Here is a 16,587-nt window from a genome sequence, read left to right as displayed (position 1 = left end):
GGAATCGGCGGCGCCACCCCCATCAGCAGATTGACCAACCTCCCTGGACAGCACAGCTAGCCGATCGCGATCAGCACCACTGCTGCGACCGCCGCCGCGAGCCCCACCAGCTGCAGGACGGCGAGGCGCTCGCGCAGCACCAGCAGTGCCAGCAGCACGGTCGCGGCGGGATAGAGGGACAGCAGCACGCCGGTCACGCTCAGCAGCCCACCCGCGAGGCGAGCAGGAAGAGCACATTCGCGCCCATGTCGCCCAGCCCCGCCGTGACGACGAGCGCCGGCGGCGCGCCCCGAGGCACCACCGACGCACGTCGCACGACGGCCAGTGCCGCCAGCACCAGCAGCGAGGCGGTGCGTGCCCCGGCGAGCGGCCACATGCCGGTGTCGGCATCCGCCCGGGACAGCAGGACGAACAGGAGGCCGAATGCCAGACCGGCGCCGAGTGCGGTGAGCGTCGCGGCGCTCGCCAGCAACCGGGGCCCGGGAAGCCGGCCGCCCTGGGCGCTGATCAGGACGACGCCGACGAGCGCCAGCCCGACGCCGGCGAAGGCCACCGCCGACGGTCGGTCGCCGAGCAGCAGGCCCGCGAGCACCGGGACCGCGGCCGAGGCGAGGGCGGTCAGCGGCGCGACGACCGTCATCGCGCCGAGCGCGAGGCCGCGGTAGAACAGCAGCAGTCCCGTGACGCCGACGACGCCTGCGGCGGCCCCCCAGACCACCGACGGCCAGTCGAACCGGGCGGGGATCAGCAACAGCGCCGGCGCGAGGACGACGACGCTCGCGAGCTGCGAGGCCGCGACCACGGCCAGTGTCGCGGCACGCCGGGAGGCGAGCCCGCCGCAGAAGTCGCCCAACCCGTAGAGCAGGGCGCCGGCGAGCGCGAGGACGACCGACATCGCGGCCATCCTCTCGTGCCCGCGTCAGGTGAGCCCGGCGAGCACCTCGTCCAACTGCCGGTAGCCCTCCGTCAGGCCCCGCTCCATGCCGCTCGTGATCATGCCGTCGCGCGCCTGCACGCTGGGGAACACGCTGTGCCCGACGGCGCGGCTTCGTCCGTCGCCGAGGTCCTGGAAGCGCAGCGTGTCGATCGAGACGATCTGCGGCGCTCCCTCCCACTCGAACGTCTGGATCAGCACGCGGCCCGGGTCCGCCAGATGCACGACGCCGTTGAAGATGTACTCGGCGCCCTCGGGGTCCCGGTGCACGTACCGGTACCGGCCACCCGTGACCAGCGACCACTGCTCGATGTCCATCTCGTACCCCCGGGGTCCGAGCCACCGGGAGACCAGCTCGGGCTCGGTCCAAGCACGCCAGACGAGTGCGGCCGGCGCCTCGAACTCGCGGACGACATCCACGAAGGGCAGGCCCTCGGGGGCGGTGATCTCGACAGGATTGGTCATGACGTCGTCCTCTCGGTGGGAGCGCCCTCGTCGGCGCCGGATGGGGGTTGGAGTTCGGTCAGCAGGCCGTCGAGCCGGCGGTACCGGGCTTCGGCGATCAGCCGGTAGCGGTCGAGCCACGCGGTGAGGGCCTCGAGCGCCGCGGAATCGAGGTGGACCGGCCGACGCTGGGCGTCGCGGGAGCGGGTGACCAGCCCGGCGACCTCGAGCACCCGCACGTGCCGAGACACGGCCTGCACCGTGATCGGATGCGGTGCGGCCAACTCGCCCACACTGGCGGGACCCCGGCTCAGCTGCGCCACGATCGAGCGACGGACGGGGTCGGCCAACGCCATGAAGGCGCGGTCCAGCCGCTCCTCTCGATCTCGCCTCGTGGCCACGCAACGAAGCTATTGCACAACACACATGTTGTACAAGGAGTTGCTTGTACACGCGCTGGTCGAGCAGCGCACCCTCCCACTCCGCCCGGATGCTCGGCGGAGGCGCGGCCTCTTCGGGCGATCCCCTCAGCGAGCGATGCGACCGTAGGCGCATGGCAGATCAGCTCACGTTCGACGACCCCCGCACCCGCTATCCCAAGCTGCACCCGCGCAAGCAGCAGCAGGACGGGACGGGCCTGCAGTCCGAGATGAAGCCCGTGCCGGACCTCGGCGAATCCACGTACCGCGGTACCGGTCGGCTGACCGGCAGGAAGGCGCTCATCACCGGCGGCGACTCCGGCATCGGCGGCGCGACCGCCATCGCGTTCGCCCGCGAGGGCGCCGACGTGGTCATCTCGTACCTGCCGGCCGAGCAGTCCGACGCCGATCACGTGCTGGAGCAGATCGCCGACGCCGGCGTGCACGGCTTCGGCATCCCCGCCGACCTGACCGACGCCGCAGCCTGCCGCAGCCTGGTGACCTCGGCGGTCGAGCAGCTCGGCGGCCTGGACGCGATCGTGCTCGTCGCCGGCAAGCAGGTGTCGGTCATCGATCTGGCCGACCTGCCGGACGAGCAGTTCGTGCAGACCTACGAGATCAATGTGTTCGCGGCGTTCCGCATCATCCAGGCCGCGCTGCCGCACCTGCGGCCCGGCGCGACGATCGTGACGACCGCGTCGCTCGAGACGTATCAGGCGTCGGAGGAGCGCGTCGACTACGCCAGCACCAAGGCGGCCATCAACAACCTCTCCAAGGGCATCGCTCAGCAATTGGCGCCGAAGGGCATCCGCGTGAACACCGTGGCGCCCGGCCCCACCTGGACCGCGCTGCAGATCTCCGGCGGCATCCCCGTGGAGGAGGAGAAGGGATACGGCGAGGAGACCCCGCTCGGGCGCGCGGGCCAGCCGGCGGAACTCGCCCCGGTCTACGTGTTCCTCAGCTCGCCGGAGTCGAGCTTCGTGGTGGGCGCGACCTACGCGGTCACCGGTGGCATGCCCACGCCCTGACCGGCCCGACTCGGTACGACCGAGGTCCCGCGACCTTCCCCGACTCGAACGGATCGATGGGGACCGGAGGCGGGACCTCAGTCGTGTGATGCGCCGCTACTTGGTGGGGACCACCAGGTTGTCCTCGGCCCAGTCGCCGACCGCGGGCGTCGGCTCGGAGAGCTGCTCGCCGAGCGAATCGACCGACTTCAGCGGCGGCAGACCCAGTTCGACCTGCTCGCCCAGCCACCCGTCGACGTTCTTCCAGTACTGGATGGCCCGCTGACGGATCTCGGGGATCGTGACCTGCGACACGTGCCCGATGATGTTCAGTGCCAGGCGGTCGCGCTGCTCCTGGTCCAGCGTGTGCCGCACCAGTGTGCCGGCCTGACCCCAGTCGTCGTCCTCGGGATGCAGCGTGACCGCCGCTCGAGTCAATTCGCCGTCGCTCTGCCAGCCGCCCGCCTCCGCCGCCAGGGCAGGGTCCGCGTGCGGCCCCTCGAAGGAGTTGGGCGCGTACACCGGCTTGGCCGCCGGCGGGAACGTGTAGTTCATCGCCCCCTCCTTGGAGTAGGAGTGGATGGGCACCTGCGGCGCGTTGACCGGCAGCTGCTGGTAGTTGGTGCCAACGCGGTAGCGGTGCGCGTCCGCATAGCTGAAGATGCGGGCCTGCAGCATCTTGTCGGGGCTGGCGTCGATGCCCGGCACGAAGTTGGACGGCTCGAACGCCGCCTGCTCGATCTGCGCGAAGTAGTTCTCGGGGTTCGTGTCGAGCGTCATGGTGCCGACCTCGATCTCGGGGTAGTCGCCGTGCGGCCACACCTTGGTCAGGTCGAACGGGTTGAAGCGGTAGCTCTTGGCGTCCTCGTACGGCATCACCTGCACCTTGAGCGTCCAGGTGGGGTGGTCGCCGCGCTCGATCGCGGCGTACAGGTCGCGGATGTGGAAGTCGGCGTCCTGACCGGCGATCTGGTCGGCGGCGTCCTGCGTGAGGATGTCGTGCCCCTGGTCGGTGTGGAAGTGGTACTTGACCCAGAAGCGCTCGCCCGAGGCATTGATCCACTGGTAGGTGTGCGATCCGTAGCCGTTCATGTGCCGCCACGACGACGGGATGCCGCGGTCGCCCATCAGCCAGGTGACCTGGTGCGCGCTCTCGGGCGAGAGGGTCCAGAAGTCCCACTGCATGTTGTTGTCGCGCAGATGGCTGCCCGGCAGGCGCTTCTGGGAGCGGATGAAGTCGGGGAACTTCATGCCGTCCTTGATGAAGAACACCGGGGTGTTGTTGCCCACCAGGTCGTAGTTGCCCTCGTCGGTGTAGAACTTGACGGCGAAGCCGCGGGGGTCGCGCCACGTGTCGGGGCTGCCCTGCTCGCCCGCGACGGACGAGAAGCGGATCAGCAGCTTGGTGTCGGCGCCCGGCTGGAACAGGCTGGCGCGGGTGTACGCCGAGACGTCGCCCGTCGCCTGGAAGTGGCCGAACGCACCACCGCCCTTGGCGTGCACGACTCGCTCGGGCACGCGCTCGCGGTTGAACTGCGCCAGCTTCTCGATCAGGTAGTGGTCGGTCAGGGCGATGGAGCCGTCGGCCCCGATGCTCTGCGAGTGCTCGTCGCTCGCGACGGGTGCGCCGTTGTTGCTGGTGGTCCAGGTCCGAGCCATGGGTCTCCTTCTGACGGTGGCGGCCTCGACAGCCGTGCCTCCATTCTGGACGGTGCCACCGACACCCGCTTGCGTCTGACCGCTGTACGGCAACTGGTTCGCGCTCAGCGCAGCGCGGCCCGGAAGGTGTGCGTGCGGTAGGGCAACCGGATGGTCGCCCGCCCGGCGGTGTCGGGATCGGTGTCGAGCAGCCGCCGCACGCCGTTCAGGACCGCCCACCGGCGCTCCTCCGGAGCGGTGATGACGTAGCTGCGAGAGGCCGCCATCCGCACGATCTGTTCCGCCGTCATGGCGCTGGTCCACTCGACGACGTGCCGCTCGGCCGGGCCGAACTGCGGCCCGATCCGCACGGAGTCGTCCCCGATCATCTGCTCGGCCTCGCTACCGCCCATCACCTCGGTGAGCGCGGCGACCCAGGGCGTGCGCTCGTCACGCAGGTTCCAGACGAGGCCCAGGCGACCGCCCGGCCGCAGCACCCGCGCCGCTTCCGCGGACGCGGCGAGCGGGTCGACCCAGTGCCAGGCCTGCCCGAAGGTGATCGCGTCGGCGGAGGCGTCGGGCACGGGCAGCCGCTCACCGGTACCTGCCAGGGCGGTGACGCCGGGCAGGGTCGCGGCCAGCGACGCGAGCATCGCCGCGTCCGGCTCGACCGCGGTCACCCGGTGTCCGGCCGCAGCGATCACCTCGGTCAGCTTGCCGGTGCCGGCGCCCGCGTCGATCACATCCAGAGGCTGATCGCCCTGCCGCGGATCGCCCAGCAGCCAGGCGACCGCCTCCGCCGGGTACGACGGCCGTCCGGCGACGTAGTCGGCCGTCGCGCGTCCGAACGACCGCCCCTGCTGTTCGGCGCTCACCGGTTCGGCGCGGTCATCACTCATCTGCCCGATTCTGCCGCGGGCGGCCGATCATTCCTCGGGCACCCGGTTCCACGACTCCAGTACGTGATTGCCGTGCTCGAAGCCCAGCTCGGAGAGGCTCGCGGTCGACAGGACCAGCGACGCGCCGCCCTCCGGCGGCAGGCCGATCCATGCCGCGCCGAGCGCCCGCAGCACGTGCCCGTGGGCGACCAGCAGCACGTCGCTGCCGTCCCGGACGACGGGCAGCACCCGATCGATCACCCGCTGCACTCGAGCCCGCACGTCGGCGGCAGTCTCGCCCGGAGTCGCACCGGGCGGCGTCCCGTCACGCCACAGGTCCCAGCCCGGGCGCTGCTCGGCGATCTGCGCCGAGGTCAGGCCCTCGTACGCCCCGTAGTCGAACTCGGCCAGATCCGACTCGATCTGGGTCTGCTCGCCGAACCCGGCGAGGGCGGCCGTGCGGATCGCGCGCTGCCGCGGGCTCGCGAGCACCAGGCCGATCGTGCGATGCGCGAGCAGGGGCGCCGCGGCCCGGGCGCGCTGCTCGCCGCGCTCCGTCAGCGCTATGTCGGTGACCCCGGTATGCCGGCCGGTGCGACTCCACTCGGTCTCGCCGTGCCGCAGCAGGACGATCTGCGCGGGCGGCTGCGCCGAGGCGGGGTGATGCGGAGGCACCTGGGCTCCTTCCGGATGCGGCCGACTGATGCGCCGAGCATTCCGGAAGAACGGTACCGGAGGAGAACACGACCGCGACCAGGGGGTTAGGTCTGCCTATCCTTGCTGGCGCGCGTCCCACCGCGCGTGCACCATGGGTCCATGACCGGATTGCTGATCGGCGCACCCGTGGCTCGGAGCCAAGCCGTCGAGCCCGACGCGGGCCGGCTGAACTGGCTGCGCGCCGGGGTGCTGGGAGCGAACGACGGGATCGTCTCGGTGGCCGCGATCGTGCTGGGCGTCGCCGGCGCCACCGGTCAGGCTCGCGCGATCGCGCTGGCCGGACTTGCCGCATTGGTCGGAGGCGCCCTCTCGATGGCCCTCGGCGAGTACGTCTCGGTCAGCAGTCAGCGCGACAGTCAGCTGGCCGCGCGCGGCCGCATCGGCGACGAGGCGAACCCCTGGTCGGCGGCCGCCGCCTCTGCACTCTCGTTCGTCACCGGCGGCGTGCTGCCTCTGCTGGCGGTACTGGCTCTGCCAGGTGGCATGCGCATTCCGGCGACCGTCGCCGTCGCCCTGCTGGCGCTGGCCGGGACCGGCGCCGCCGGGGCGGCCCTCGGCGGCGCGCCAGCGGGACGCGCGACCGTGCGGGTGGTCGTCGGCGGGTCGATCGCGCTGCTCATCAGCTTCGGCCTCGGGCACCTGCTGGGAACCGCCGGCATCGCCTGACCGTCGGCGCGCCGGAGCAGGATGAGCCGGTGCACGACCCTCCCGGTTCCGACGCGCTCGTGCCCGACACTCCGGAACCCGATACGTCCGGGAACGACACTGCTCGATACGACGCCGCCGGGCGGCCCACACATCTGCGGCCGGGGCTGCTGGCGCTGGTCTTCGCCGGCGGCGTGATCGGGACCGCCGCGCGCGCCGCAGTCGCGCTGGTCGTTCCGCAGCCGGCGGGCGTTCCGCTGCCCACGCTGACGGTGAACATCGTCGGTTCGTTCCTGCTCGGCGTACTGCTGGAGGTGCTGGCCCGGCGCGGGCCGGACGTCGGCGTCCTGCGGGCCGCGCGGCTGACGGTGGGCACCGGGTTCCTGGGCGGGTTCACGACCTACAGTTCGCTGACCGCCGAGACCGGCGCCCTGTCGCTCGCCGGGAGCGGCGGCATCGCGGCGGCCTATGCGGTCGGCAGCCTGCTGCTCGGGCTGCTGGCGGCGTGGGCAGGCATCCTGGTCGGAAGCGTCCTGGCCCCGGGCGGGCGACGATGACGCCGGTGCTGTTCCTCGCGCTGTCGCTGGCCGGCGGGTTCGGCGCGGTGGCGCGCTTTGCGCTCGACTCCGCAACGCGGCTACGCGTTCGCTCCGAGCTGCCGATCGGCACGATCGTGATCAACCTCTCCGGTTCGCTGGCCCTCGGCCTGCTCGCGGGCTTCGTGGCGGGGCATGCGCTGCCTGATGCGATCCGGGTCGTCGCGGGCACGGGCTTCCTCGGCGGCTACACGACGTTCAGCACGGCGAGCGTCGAGACCGTCCGCCTGGTGCAGCGTGGCCGCCGCGGCGCCGCCCTGATCTCGGGCCCCCTCGTGCTCGTCGCGGGCGTCACCCTGGCGACCTTCGGGTTGGTCGCCGGAACGGCGACGTGACAACTCGTGCCGGAACGGCGACGTAATAACTCGTGCCGGAACGGCGACGTAATAACTCGTGCCGGAACGGCGACGTGACAACTCCTGCCGGAACGGCGACGTAACAACCCCGGGACGGCCTGGTGCGTGCGCTCGGCGATCAGGCCTCCGCGACGGGCGTGAAGTGCTCCACGACGGGGAACGGGTCATAGAAGTGGTGCAGCAACGCGCGCCACTCGTCGTAGGCGGGTGAGCCGCGGAATCCGGTCTGGTGGTCTTCGATGGACCGCCACTGCACGAGCAGCAGGTAGCCCGCGGGGCGCTCCACGCATCGAGAGACGGTGACGCCCAGGCAGCCGGGGGCGCTCCGGATGATCGGCAGGGCCTGCGCGAGCGTCGTCTCGAACGCGGCCTCCTCGCCCGGCCGAACGGGCAGTAGCGCGTGTTCCAGGATCACCCGGAGGATCTTATTCAGGAGCCGGACGGGACCCGCGCCCGGCAACCGCGCCCGACTTCGGCGCAGGCCGGTCCCCTAGGGTTGGCGGATGGGAGCCGAGCTCACGCTGGGGGCCGAGGAAGAGCTGCACCTCATCGACCTGGAGCAGTGGCAGTTGGCCGCCCGGGCGCCGCAGTTGCTGGCCAAGCTGCCGAGCGAGAACTACTCCGCGGAGATCCAGCGCACCACGGTCGAGACCAACACCGACGTGGTGACGAGCCTCGGCGGGCTGCGGGACGAGCTGTTGCGGCTGCGGCGCGGCGTGATCGAGGTCGCGGAGCGCGAGGGCCTGGGCGTCGCTGCGGTCGGCACGGCGCCTCGCAGCGAGTTCCGCGACTTCGAGCTGACCGCGACCGGCCGATACGGGCGGATGCAGGAGCAGTACCGGCTGCTCGTGGACGAGCAGCTGATCTGCGGCACCCAGATCCACGTCGGGGTCTCGGATCGGGACCTGGCGGTCGAGATCACGCAGCGGATCGCCCGGCACCTGGCGGTGCTGCTGGCGCTCTCCGCCAGCTCGCCCTACTGGAACGGCCAGGACACCGGCTACGCCTCCATCCGCACGATCATCTGGCAGCGCTGGCCGAGCGCAGGGGCGACCGGTCCGCTGGCTTCCGCCGCCGAGTACGATCGGCTGCTTGCCGACCTGATCGACTCCGGCGTGATCGCGGACGCCAAGATGGCGTACTTCGACGTTCGGCCCTCCGCGCACGCGCCGACGCTGGAGCTGCGGGTGTGCGACGCCACGCCACTCGTGGACGACGCAGTGCTGATCGCCGGGCTGTTCCGCGCGATGGTGCGGAGCGCCGAGATCGACATCGAGGCGGGGAGACCGCGTGCGGCCGCTCCCCTGCCGCTGCATCGCGCAGCCATCTGGCAGGCCGCCCGTGGGGGTCTCGCCGGCCGGCTGCTGGACGACTCCGATCATCCGCAGCCCGTCTCCGCAGCGGAGGCGGTGCGCGGCCTGGTTGCCAAGCTGCGCCCGGTGCTGGAGGAGCTCGGCGACTACGACGAGGTGGCCGAGCTGAGCGAGGTCGCCCTGGCCCGGGGCAACTCCGCCGACCGGCAGCGCGCTGCGTTCGTCGAGCGCGGCGACCTGTCCGACGTGATGCGCCTCGTGGTGGAGGAGACGCACGGCCCGTCCGGCGGCACGCCCACCGCGGTGCCGGCCCTGCGCCGCTACCGCGTGCGGGCCGGCGACGAGGCGGTGGGAGCGAACGCGGTGCCGCGGCCGGCCTACCGAGACGTGGTCGAGTTCGTCCGCGGGCTGGGCCCCGCCGGCATCGAGCAGCGGGAAGCGGCCCGCGACGCCTGGACCGCCTCGCAGCACCTGGACTTCGGCGTCGACGGCGTCAGGCGACCGTTCTCGGTCGATCTGGTCCCCCGGCTGATCCATCAGTACGAGTGGACGGAGTTGGAGGCGGGCCTCGTCCAGCGGGCCAGGGCGATCGAGGCGTTCCTGCAGGACGTGTACGGCGAGCGCCGCATCATCGCCGACGGCGTGCTGACGGACTCCGTCGTGCTGGAGACGCCCGGCTGGCGGGACGAGGCGACCCGGCTGCCGGCGCGGACGCTGCGGGCGCCGATCCTCGGCTTCGACCTGGTGCGCAACGAGTACGGCGGCTGGCGGGTGCTGGAGGACAACGCCCGCGACCCCTCCGGCGCCGCCTACGCGATCGCGATGCGCTCGCTGATGGACGCCGTGATGCCCGACCTGCCGAGGCCCGCCGGAGTCGCCGATCCAGCCACCGCGTACGAGCGGCTGCGCTCCACCGTGATCGGGCGCGCGAAGCCGGGCACCCGCGGCGCATTGCTCTCCAGCGGGCCGGACAGTTCCGCCTGGTTCGAGCACCGCCGCCTGGCCGACGGCGCCGGCCTGCTGCTCGTGCAGGCGCACGAGCTGGACGTCGACGGCGGCAGGGTCATCAAGCGCGACACCCGGGAGCCGATCGGCGCGCTGTACCTGCGGCTGAACGGCGAGCTGACCGACCTGACCGACTCCGACGGGCGCGCGATCGGCGCGGAGGTGTTCGAGGTCGCCGTCGCGAGCGGCGTACTGCTCGTGAATGCGCCCGGCAACGGCGTCGCGGACGATAAGGCGATGTACCGGGCGATGCCCGAGTTGATCGGCTACTACCTGGACGAGCGGCCGCTGCTGGAGAGCGTGCCGACCTACCGTGCAGCCGACGAGACGGAGCGCCGCGCGGTGCTCGAGCGCGTCGGCGAGCTCGTCACCAAGCCGGTCGACGGCTCCGGCGGCCGAGGCGTGCTGGTCGGCCCGGCAGCGAGTGCTGCGGAGGTCGCCGCCCGGCGCAGCGAGATCGCCGCGGAGCCGGAGGCGTGGGTCGCGCAGGAGGTCGTCTCCCTCTCCTCGTTGCCGTCGCTGGAGGACGGCCTGCTGCAGCCCCGGCACATCGACCTGCGGGCGTTCGTGTACGCGACGGGGCCGAAGCGGCGCGACTACGCGCTGGCCGACCTGGCGCTGACGCGGGTGGCGCCGAAGGACAGCCTGGTCGTCAACTCCTCACGGGGCGGCGGCGCGAAGGACACCTGGATCGTGCTCGGCGAACGCGCCGGCCGCGACCGGACGGGGAGGTGGTAGCGGTGTGCGGACTGGCGGGCGAGTTCCGCACGGACGGGGGCGGCGCCGATGTCGCCGCCGTGGAGCGGATGTCCGCCTGCATGGTGCACCGCGGTCCTGACGGCGGCGGCATCTGGGCGCGCGGGCCGGTCGCCCTCGGTCACCGGAGGCTGTCCATCATCGACCTGTCGGCCGCGGGCGCGCAGCCGATGGTCGACGCCCCCGAGCAGCTGTCCGTCGTCTTCAACGGCTGCATCTACAACTACGAGCAGCTGCGCGACGAGTTGCGCGCCGCCGGGCACCGCTTCTTCTCCACCTCCGACACCGAGGTCGTCGAGAAGGCGTATGCCGAGTGGGGCATCCAGTTCGTCGACCACTTCTTCGGCATGTTCGCGATCGCCATCCACGACCACCGCACCGGCGAGTTGGTGCTGGCCCGCGACCGGCTCGGCATCAAGCCGCTGTACCTGGACGAGCGGCCCGGCCGTATCCGCTTCGCCTCCACGGTGCAGGCGCTGCTCGACGGCGGCGGGGTCGACACCTCCATCGACCGCACGGCGCTCGCGGAGTACATGACCTTCCACTCCGTCGTCCCGGCGCCACGCACGATCCTGAGCGGCGTCCGCAAGCTGCCGCCGGCGACCGTGCGCGTGATCCAGCCGGACGGCTCCAGCCGCGAGCACGTCTACTGGCGGCCGCCGTTCGAGCGCGACCCGGCGCTGGCGGAGCGCACCCCCGAGGAGTGGCAGGAGGCGCTGCTGGATTCCCTGCGCACCGCCGTGCAGCGCCGCATGGTGGCCGATGTGCCGGTCGGCGTGCTGCTGTCCGGCGGCATCGACTCCTCGCTCGTCGTCGCACTGCTGGCCGAGGCGGGCCAGACGGACCTCGCGACCTTCAGCATCGGCTTCGACTCCGCCGGCGGCGAGTCCGGCGACGAATTCGAGTACTCCTCGATCGTCGCTCGCGAGTTCGGCACCGACCACCACCGCATCCGCATCGACTCCGACCGGCTGCTGCCCGGCATCGACGGCGCGATCGCCGCGATGAGCGAGCCGATGGTCAGCCACGACTGCGTGGCGTTCTACCTGCTGAGCCAGGACGTGGCGCGGTCCGTCAAGGTCGTGCAGTCCGGGCAGGGCGCCGACGAGGTGCTGGGTGGCTACGACTGGTACCCGCCGCTTGCGGGTGTCCCCCGCGATCAGGCGGCCGAGGCGTACGCGAGCGTGTTCTTCGACCGGCGCTGGCCGGCGATGTCCCGTCTGCTGAACCCCGAGTGGCTGCTCGGCGAGGACGCCCCGAGCGCCTTCATCCGCAACGGCTTCGCCGCGCCCGGCGCCGCCACCGCGGTCGACGCGGCGCTGCGCAACGACACGACCGTGATGCTGGTGGACGACCCGGTGAAGCGGGTCGACAACATGACGATGGCATGGGGCCTGGAGGCGCGGGTGCCGTTCCTCGACCACGAATTCGTCGAGCTGGCCGGCCGCATCCCGCCGGAGCTGAAGCTGGCCGACGGCGGCAAGGGCGTGCTGAAGCGGGCCAGCCGGGGCATCGTGCCCGACGCGGTCATCGACCGGACCAAGGGCTACTTCCCGGTGCCGGCCATCCGGCAGCTGGAGGGCCCGTACCTGCAGCGGGTGCGCGACGCGCTCACCGATCCCGCGGCGGTCCGCCGCAACCTCTTCCCCCGCGCCACGGTCGACCGGCTGCTCGCGGCGCCGAACGAGGAGCGCACCACGCTCGGCAGCAACGCCCTCTGGCAGCTCGCTCTGCTGGAGATGTGGCTGCAGCAGCACCACATCGGCTGAGCCCGGCATTCGCACCGCTTGATCCACGTCGATCCGCTTCGCGCGGTGGGTGCACCTTCACGCGGGAGGTGCACCCACCGCGTGAAGGCCACAGGTACCGCGCGGGCGTGGCGAACCGGCAGACTGGTGAGGATGTCCGCCGAGCCCCTACCGCCCGCTGCGGCCGCGATCGCCGCCGCCGTGGGCCTGGACACCCGGGCCGACGCAGCGGTCCGGCTCGGGACTGCGCTGATCGACGCGTGGGGCAGCTGGGGGCCCACGATGACCCCCGACGCGAAGCGGGTCGCGTTCGTCAGCGACCGCTCCGGGGTGCCGGAGGTGTGGCTGCAGGATGTCGTGCTGGGCCGGGAGGCGCCGCCCGCCCGGCGTATCCCGCTCTCCGCCGATCCGGTCGTCGCCGTCTCGTGGGCGGCCGACAGCCGATGGCTGGCGTGCGTCGTCGCGACGGACGGCGGCGTGCGCACCCAGGTGTGGGTGGTGAGACCCGACGGCAGCGAGGCCCGCCGCATCGCCGGGACCGCGGACGACCACGCCGAGCTCGGGCCGTGGACGCGCAGCGGGCACCGGGTCGTCGTCACCTATCCGTCGCCGGCCGCCGGCAAACCGAGCCGCAGCTACCTTGCCGATCCCGCCACCGGGCGTCTGGATCCCCTGGCGGAGGGCGAACTGATCCATGTGCGCGACATCTCGCTGGAGGAGCGCTTCCTGATCCTGGTCGACGGGGAGCGCGGGCAGCAGTTCTGCGTCGCGGTCGACCGGCTCGAAGACGTGGCGACCCCGCTGCTGCCCCACGGCACGGGGTCGACCGACACCGCGCTCGTGCGGCCCGCCCCCGAGGGCGAGTCGGGACCCCTCTACGTGTACCTCGCCTCCGACGTCGGCCTGCAGCGACGCCAGTTGATCGGCCTGCCGTTCGGCCCCAACGGGCACCGCGGCGAGGCGCGCACGCTGGCCACCCGCGACGACGCTGAACTGGAGGCGGTCGACGCCGACGACGCCGGGCGCCTGCTGCTGCTCGTCTGGAACGTCGCGGGCTGCAGTGAATTGGAGCTCTTCGACACGGCCTCGCATGAGCGCGTGGTGATCACCGGAATGCCCGGGCTGGTTGCCTCCAACCCCGTGCTCAGCCGGGACGGCGGCAGCGTCATCCTCGGCGTCGAGGGCCCGGAGCGGCCCCGCGAGCTGTGGCACCTGGACACCGCGACACACGTCTGGAACCGCGTGACGGCGGGACCCCATCCGGGATCGCGCCCGCTCGTGGTCCCGACGCTCGTGTCGTTCGCCGGCGAGGACTCGCTGCCGCTGACCGGGTGGCTCTACCGTCCGGTCGACGCCGAGGGCGCTCCCCTGGCGCTGCCGGCACCCGCGTTCATCAGCTTGCACGGCGGGCCCGAGGCGCAGGAGCGTCCCACCTTCAACCCGCAGCACCAGGCGCTCGCGGCCGCCGGAGTGGTGGTGTTCGCCCCCAACATCCGCGGCTCGAGCGGCTTCGGCCGCGAGTTCGTGTCCGCCGACGACATCGCCGGCCGCCACGACGCGTTCGGCGACGTGCGCGCCGCCGCGGCCCACCTAGTCGAAGAAGGGATCGCCGACCCGGACCGCGTCGGCGTCGGCGGTCGGTCCTACGGCGGGTACCTGACGCTCGCTTCGCTGGCCTTCTCCCCCGGCGTGTTCCGCGCCGGCATCGATATCTGCGGCATGAGCGACCTGACCACCTTCTACCGCGACACCGAACCGTGGATCGCCGCCGCCGCAGTCTCGAAATACGGGCATCCCGAGCGCGACCGGGCGTTGCTGGAGGACATCTCGCCCCTCGGCCGAGCCGACCGCATCGACGCACCGCTGCTCGTGGTCCACGGCGCGCTGGACACGAATGTGCCGCTCGGCGAGGCCGAGCAGCTGGTGTCGGCGCTGCAGCGGCTGGAACGGCCGGTGGAGTACCTGGAGTTGGCCGGCGAGGGGCACGAGTACCGCCGCGCCGACAGCCGCAAGCGACTGCTGGCCGCGATGGTGCGCTTCATCGCCGCGCACCTGCTGGGCTGAGGCGGCTGTGCCGAGCGAACGGTCGAGCACCCTGACGAACCGGCATCGATGACCGACGCGGCACGGGTGGACGTGTGGCTGTTCCACGTGCGCGTCTACCGCACCCGCTCGCAGGCCAGCGCTGCATGCCGGGCGGGTCATGTGAAGGTGAACGGAGCCAGCGTGAAGCCGGCGCACGTCGTGCGGGTGGGTGACGAGGTGCGCGCGACGCTCGCCCACGAGCGGATCCTGGACGTGGACGCCCTGCCGGACCACCGTGGCGGTGCCGCCGACGCAGCGCTCGCCTTCACGGAGCGCACGCCCCCGCCGCCGCCTCGGGTCGAGACGCCGGACCGGGTGCTGCGAGACCTTGCCGCCGGACGGCCGACGAAGAAGGACCGTCGCGACATCACCCGGCTACGCGGCTACTGAGCCCGCCCACCCCGAGGACTCGGCCGCTTATGAAGCAGGCGCCTTACGGCTCCAGCACCTCGTGCACCTCGTCGCGAGGGTCCTCGCCCTCGGCCTGGGACGGCTGACCCGCAGACGCCAGCACTTCGATGGGCGTGTCGGCCGACGGGTCTTCACCCTCGGCCTGCGACGGATGCGATTCGTCGGCGTTCTTCACCATGGTGTGACTCCTTCTCGGCCGTCTTCTCAGCCTGTCTTCTGGTCGGGTGCGTTCGCCTCGACCGGCCTGCCCGCGACCCTACGCGGCCTTCTTCGCGGCGGCATCGGCGGCCGCGTTGGCCGCCTCGGCGAAGTCACGGCGCGGGTCCTCGGTGTCGTCGGTCGGCGTCAGGTCGATGCGGCCGATCGCGTCGGCGACCCAGCCGGCAAGGATGCGCACCTTGCGGTCGAAGGTCGGCATGACCGCGACGTGGTAGCCGCGGTGCGCCAGCCAGGCGAGCGTGTCCTTCAGCTGGATGCCGCGGATGTTCGCGGCGCCGTGCAGCAGGCCGTACGAAGCGACGGTGCCGAGGTTGATGTGGCGGTACTCCCGCACCTTGCGGCCGCGGATCGACTTCGGGATGCTCTCCGCCAGCAGACCGGCTTGCCGCACGGCGTTCTGCGCGTTCGGCGGGTAGTACGCGGGCTGCTTGGGGCTCATCTGATCCGGGACCTGGGCGATGTCGCCGGCGGCCCAGACGCCCTCGATCCACGAGCCGTCCTCGCGGGCCACCTGCAGCCTGCTGTTGGCGACGATGTGGCTCTTCGGGCCGCGCGGCACGTCGAAGGCGTCGAGCACGGGGTTCGGCTGCACCCCGGCTGTCCACACCAGCATGCCGAAGGGGATCTCGTCGCCGTCGCTCAGCACCGCCACCTGGTCCTCGCAGGAGTTCAGGGTGGTCTTCAGCCGCACGTCGATGCCGCGGTCGCGGAACTCGGTGAGGCTCCACTGCGACAACTCGGGGCCGACCTCCGGTGCCACCCGGTCAAGCGCCTCGACGAGCACCCAGTGCGGCCGCTCGCCGCGCAACTCGGGATAGACGGCGATCGCCTTCTTGGACAGGTCCGACAGCTCGGCGAGCGCCTCGACGCCCGTGTACCCGCCGCCGACGAAGACGAAGGTGAGCAGCCTGGCCCGCTCCGCGGGATCGTCCGTCGCGGCTGCGGCGGCCACGTTGACGAGCACGCGGTTGCGCGTCCAGACCGCCTCCTCGACCGTCTTGAACCCGATGCCGGAGTCGGCGAGGCCGGGTGTCGGGAACGTGCGCGTGACGGCGCCCATCGCGACGACCACGTGGTCGTAGGCCAGCTCCTGCTCCTCGCCCGAGACGAGGGAGACGGTTGCGCGCTTGGCAGCGGTGTCCAGGCCGGTGACCGAGCCGCGGAGGACGGTGCTGTACTTCAGCGCCTGCCGCAGATCGACGGTCACGTTGCGCGGGTCGACGTGCCCTCCGGCGACCTCGGGCAGCAGCGGCTGGTACGTCATGTAGGCGCGGGGCTCCACAACGGTGATCTCCATCGGCGTCTGCGGCTGATGCCGCTCCAAGCCCCACGCGACGTAGAGGCCCACGTAACCACCGCCCAGGATCAGGACCTTCGCCGGTGTGCGTGACCGTGTGCGGGGCATCCGCTCCTCTT

Annotated in this window: 18 protein-coding genes; 8 read left to right on the top strand and 10 right to left on the bottom strand. The window is 72.0% G+C overall.

The genetic code is table 11. The features are described 5' to 3' along the window. Positions 1-56 precede the first annotated feature (56 nt). Genes ACFE7H_RS08290 through ACFE7H_RS08275 form a run of 4 tightly spaced genes read right to left on the bottom strand, consistent with a single transcriptional unit; the run spans position 57 to position 1,734 of the window. Entirely contained in the window at positions 57-197 is a 141-nt protein-coding gene (locus tag ACFE7H_RS08290; RefSeq protein ID WP_375400754.1) for a hypothetical protein, read from the bottom strand. Between the two features lie 2 nt (positions 198-199). Next, the gene (locus tag ACFE7H_RS08285) at positions 200-895 is read right to left on the bottom strand and encodes an EamA family transporter (RefSeq protein WP_375400753.1); all 696 of its coding nucleotides are present in this window, start codon (positions 893-895) and stop codon (positions 200-202) included. A gap of 24 nt (positions 896-919) precedes the next feature. After that, positions 920-1,399 carry an SRPBCC family protein gene (locus ACFE7H_RS08280; RefSeq protein ID WP_375400752.1) on the bottom strand — a complete coding sequence of 160 codons (480 nt, stop codon included), beginning with the start codon at positions 1,397-1,399 and terminating at the stop codon, positions 920-922. Further along, positions 1,396-1,734 (bottom strand): ArsR/SmtB family transcription factor, encoded by a 339-nt coding sequence (locus ACFE7H_RS08275; protein ID WP_375400762.1) that lies wholly within the window; start codon positions 1,732-1,734, stop codon positions 1,396-1,398. Before ACFE7H_RS08275 ends, ACFE7H_RS08280 begins: the two co-directional genes overlap by 4 nt. A 197-nt stretch (positions 1,735-1,931) precedes the next feature. On the opposite strand from ACFE7H_RS08275, the gene ACFE7H_RS08270 reads away from it, so the two are divergent. Further along, positions 1,932-2,825 carry an SDR family oxidoreductase gene (locus ACFE7H_RS08270; protein WP_375400751.1) on the top strand — a complete coding sequence of 298 codons (894 nt, stop codon included), beginning with the start codon at positions 1,932-1,934 and terminating at the stop codon, positions 2,823-2,825. Between the two features lie 96 nt (positions 2,826-2,921). Here the strand turns inward: ACFE7H_RS08270 and ACFE7H_RS08265 are convergent, their stop codons facing one another. From ACFE7H_RS08265 to ACFE7H_RS08255, 3 genes are all read right to left on the bottom strand, one after another. Next, positions 2,922-4,463, bottom strand: coding sequence for a catalase (locus ACFE7H_RS08265; protein WP_375400750.1), 1,542 nt, complete (start codon positions 4,461-4,463; stop codon positions 2,922-2,924). Between the two features lie 104 nt (positions 4,464-4,567). After that, a complete protein-coding gene (locus tag ACFE7H_RS08260) occupies positions 4,568-5,341 on the bottom strand; it encodes a class I SAM-dependent methyltransferase (RefSeq protein WP_375400749.1) in 774 nt (257 codons plus the stop codon). A gap of 27 nt (positions 5,342-5,368) precedes the next feature. Beyond that, positions 5,369-5,995 carry a histidine phosphatase family protein gene (locus ACFE7H_RS08255; RefSeq protein ID WP_375400748.1) on the bottom strand — a complete coding sequence of 209 codons (627 nt, stop codon included), beginning with the start codon at positions 5,993-5,995 and terminating at the stop codon, positions 5,369-5,371. Positions 5,996-6,136: 141 nt separating this feature from the next. Between ACFE7H_RS08255 and ACFE7H_RS08250 the strand changes: the two genes are divergently transcribed. From ACFE7H_RS08250 to crcB, 3 genes are read left to right on the top strand one after another with little or no spacing between them, the layout of a single operon-like run. Further along, complete coding sequence (locus tag ACFE7H_RS08250) at positions 6,137-6,703, top strand: VIT1/CCC1 transporter family protein (RefSeq protein WP_375400747.1); 567 nt, start codon at positions 6,137-6,139, stop codon at positions 6,701-6,703. A gap of 29 nt (positions 6,704-6,732) precedes the next feature. Next, positions 6,733-7,239 carry a fluoride efflux transporter FluC gene (locus ACFE7H_RS08245; RefSeq protein ID WP_375400746.1) on the top strand — a complete coding sequence of 169 codons (507 nt, stop codon included), beginning with the start codon at positions 6,733-6,735 and terminating at the stop codon, positions 7,237-7,239. Continuing rightward, positions 7,236-7,613: a fluoride efflux transporter CrcB gene (crcB, locus tag ACFE7H_RS08240; protein ID WP_375400745.1), complete on the top strand. Its 378-nt coding sequence runs from the start codon at positions 7,236-7,238 to the stop codon at positions 7,611-7,613. Before ACFE7H_RS08245 ends, crcB begins: the two co-directional genes overlap by 4 nt. Before the next feature lie 139 nt (positions 7,614-7,752). Here crcB and ACFE7H_RS08235 read toward each other — a convergent pair whose 3' ends face one another. Then, on the bottom strand, positions 7,753-8,049 hold the full coding sequence (locus ACFE7H_RS08235) for an antibiotic biosynthesis monooxygenase family protein (RefSeq protein ID WP_375400744.1): 297 nt from the start codon (positions 8,047-8,049) through the stop codon (positions 7,753-7,755). A gap of 88 nt (positions 8,050-8,137) precedes the next feature. Here ACFE7H_RS08235 and ACFE7H_RS08230 point away from each other — a divergent pair, with 88 nt between their 5' ends. The 4 genes from ACFE7H_RS08230 (at position 8,138) to ACFE7H_RS08215 (ending at position 14,931) form a co-directional block, all read left to right on the top strand. Beyond that, a complete protein-coding gene (locus ACFE7H_RS08230; protein WP_375400743.1) occupies positions 8,138-10,690 on the top strand; it encodes a glutamate--cysteine ligase in 2,553 nt (850 codons plus the stop codon). Positions 10,691-10,692: 2 nt separating this feature from the next. After that, entirely contained in the window at positions 10,693-12,477 is a 1,785-nt protein-coding gene (locus ACFE7H_RS08225) for an N-acetylglutaminylglutamine amidotransferase (protein ID WP_375400742.1), read from the top strand. A 132-nt stretch (positions 12,478-12,609) separates the two neighbouring features. Beyond that, positions 12,610-14,520: a S9 family peptidase gene (locus ACFE7H_RS08220; RefSeq protein ID WP_375400741.1), complete on the top strand. Its 1,911-nt coding sequence runs from the start codon at positions 12,610-12,612 to the stop codon at positions 14,518-14,520. 48 nt (positions 14,521-14,568) lie between these two features. After that, positions 14,569-14,931 (top strand): RNA-binding S4 domain-containing protein, encoded by a 363-nt coding sequence (locus ACFE7H_RS08215; RefSeq protein ID WP_375400740.1) that lies wholly within the window; start codon positions 14,569-14,571, stop codon positions 14,929-14,931. A gap of 43 nt (positions 14,932-14,974) precedes the next feature. On the opposite strand, the gene ACFE7H_RS08210 is transcribed toward ACFE7H_RS08215, so the two are convergent. Both ACFE7H_RS08210 and ACFE7H_RS08205 read right to left on the bottom strand, forming a co-directional pair. Next, entirely contained in the window at positions 14,975-15,130 is a 156-nt protein-coding gene (locus ACFE7H_RS08210; protein ID WP_375400739.1) for a hypothetical protein, read from the bottom strand. 78 nt (positions 15,131-15,208) lie between these two features. Then, positions 15,209-16,576: an NAD(P)/FAD-dependent oxidoreductase gene (locus tag ACFE7H_RS08205; protein WP_375400738.1), complete on the bottom strand. Its 1,368-nt coding sequence runs from the start codon at positions 16,574-16,576 to the stop codon at positions 15,209-15,211. Positions 16,577-16,587 lie beyond the last annotated feature (11 nt).

It is taken from the genome of uncultured Amnibacterium sp., from assembly GCF_964250715.1.
Taxonomy (GTDB): domain Bacteria; phylum Actinomycetota; class Actinomycetes; order Actinomycetales; family Microbacteriaceae; genus Amnibacterium.
Note: the sequence above shows the minus strand (reverse complement) of the source record. Positions and strands in the feature narration are given on the sequence as shown.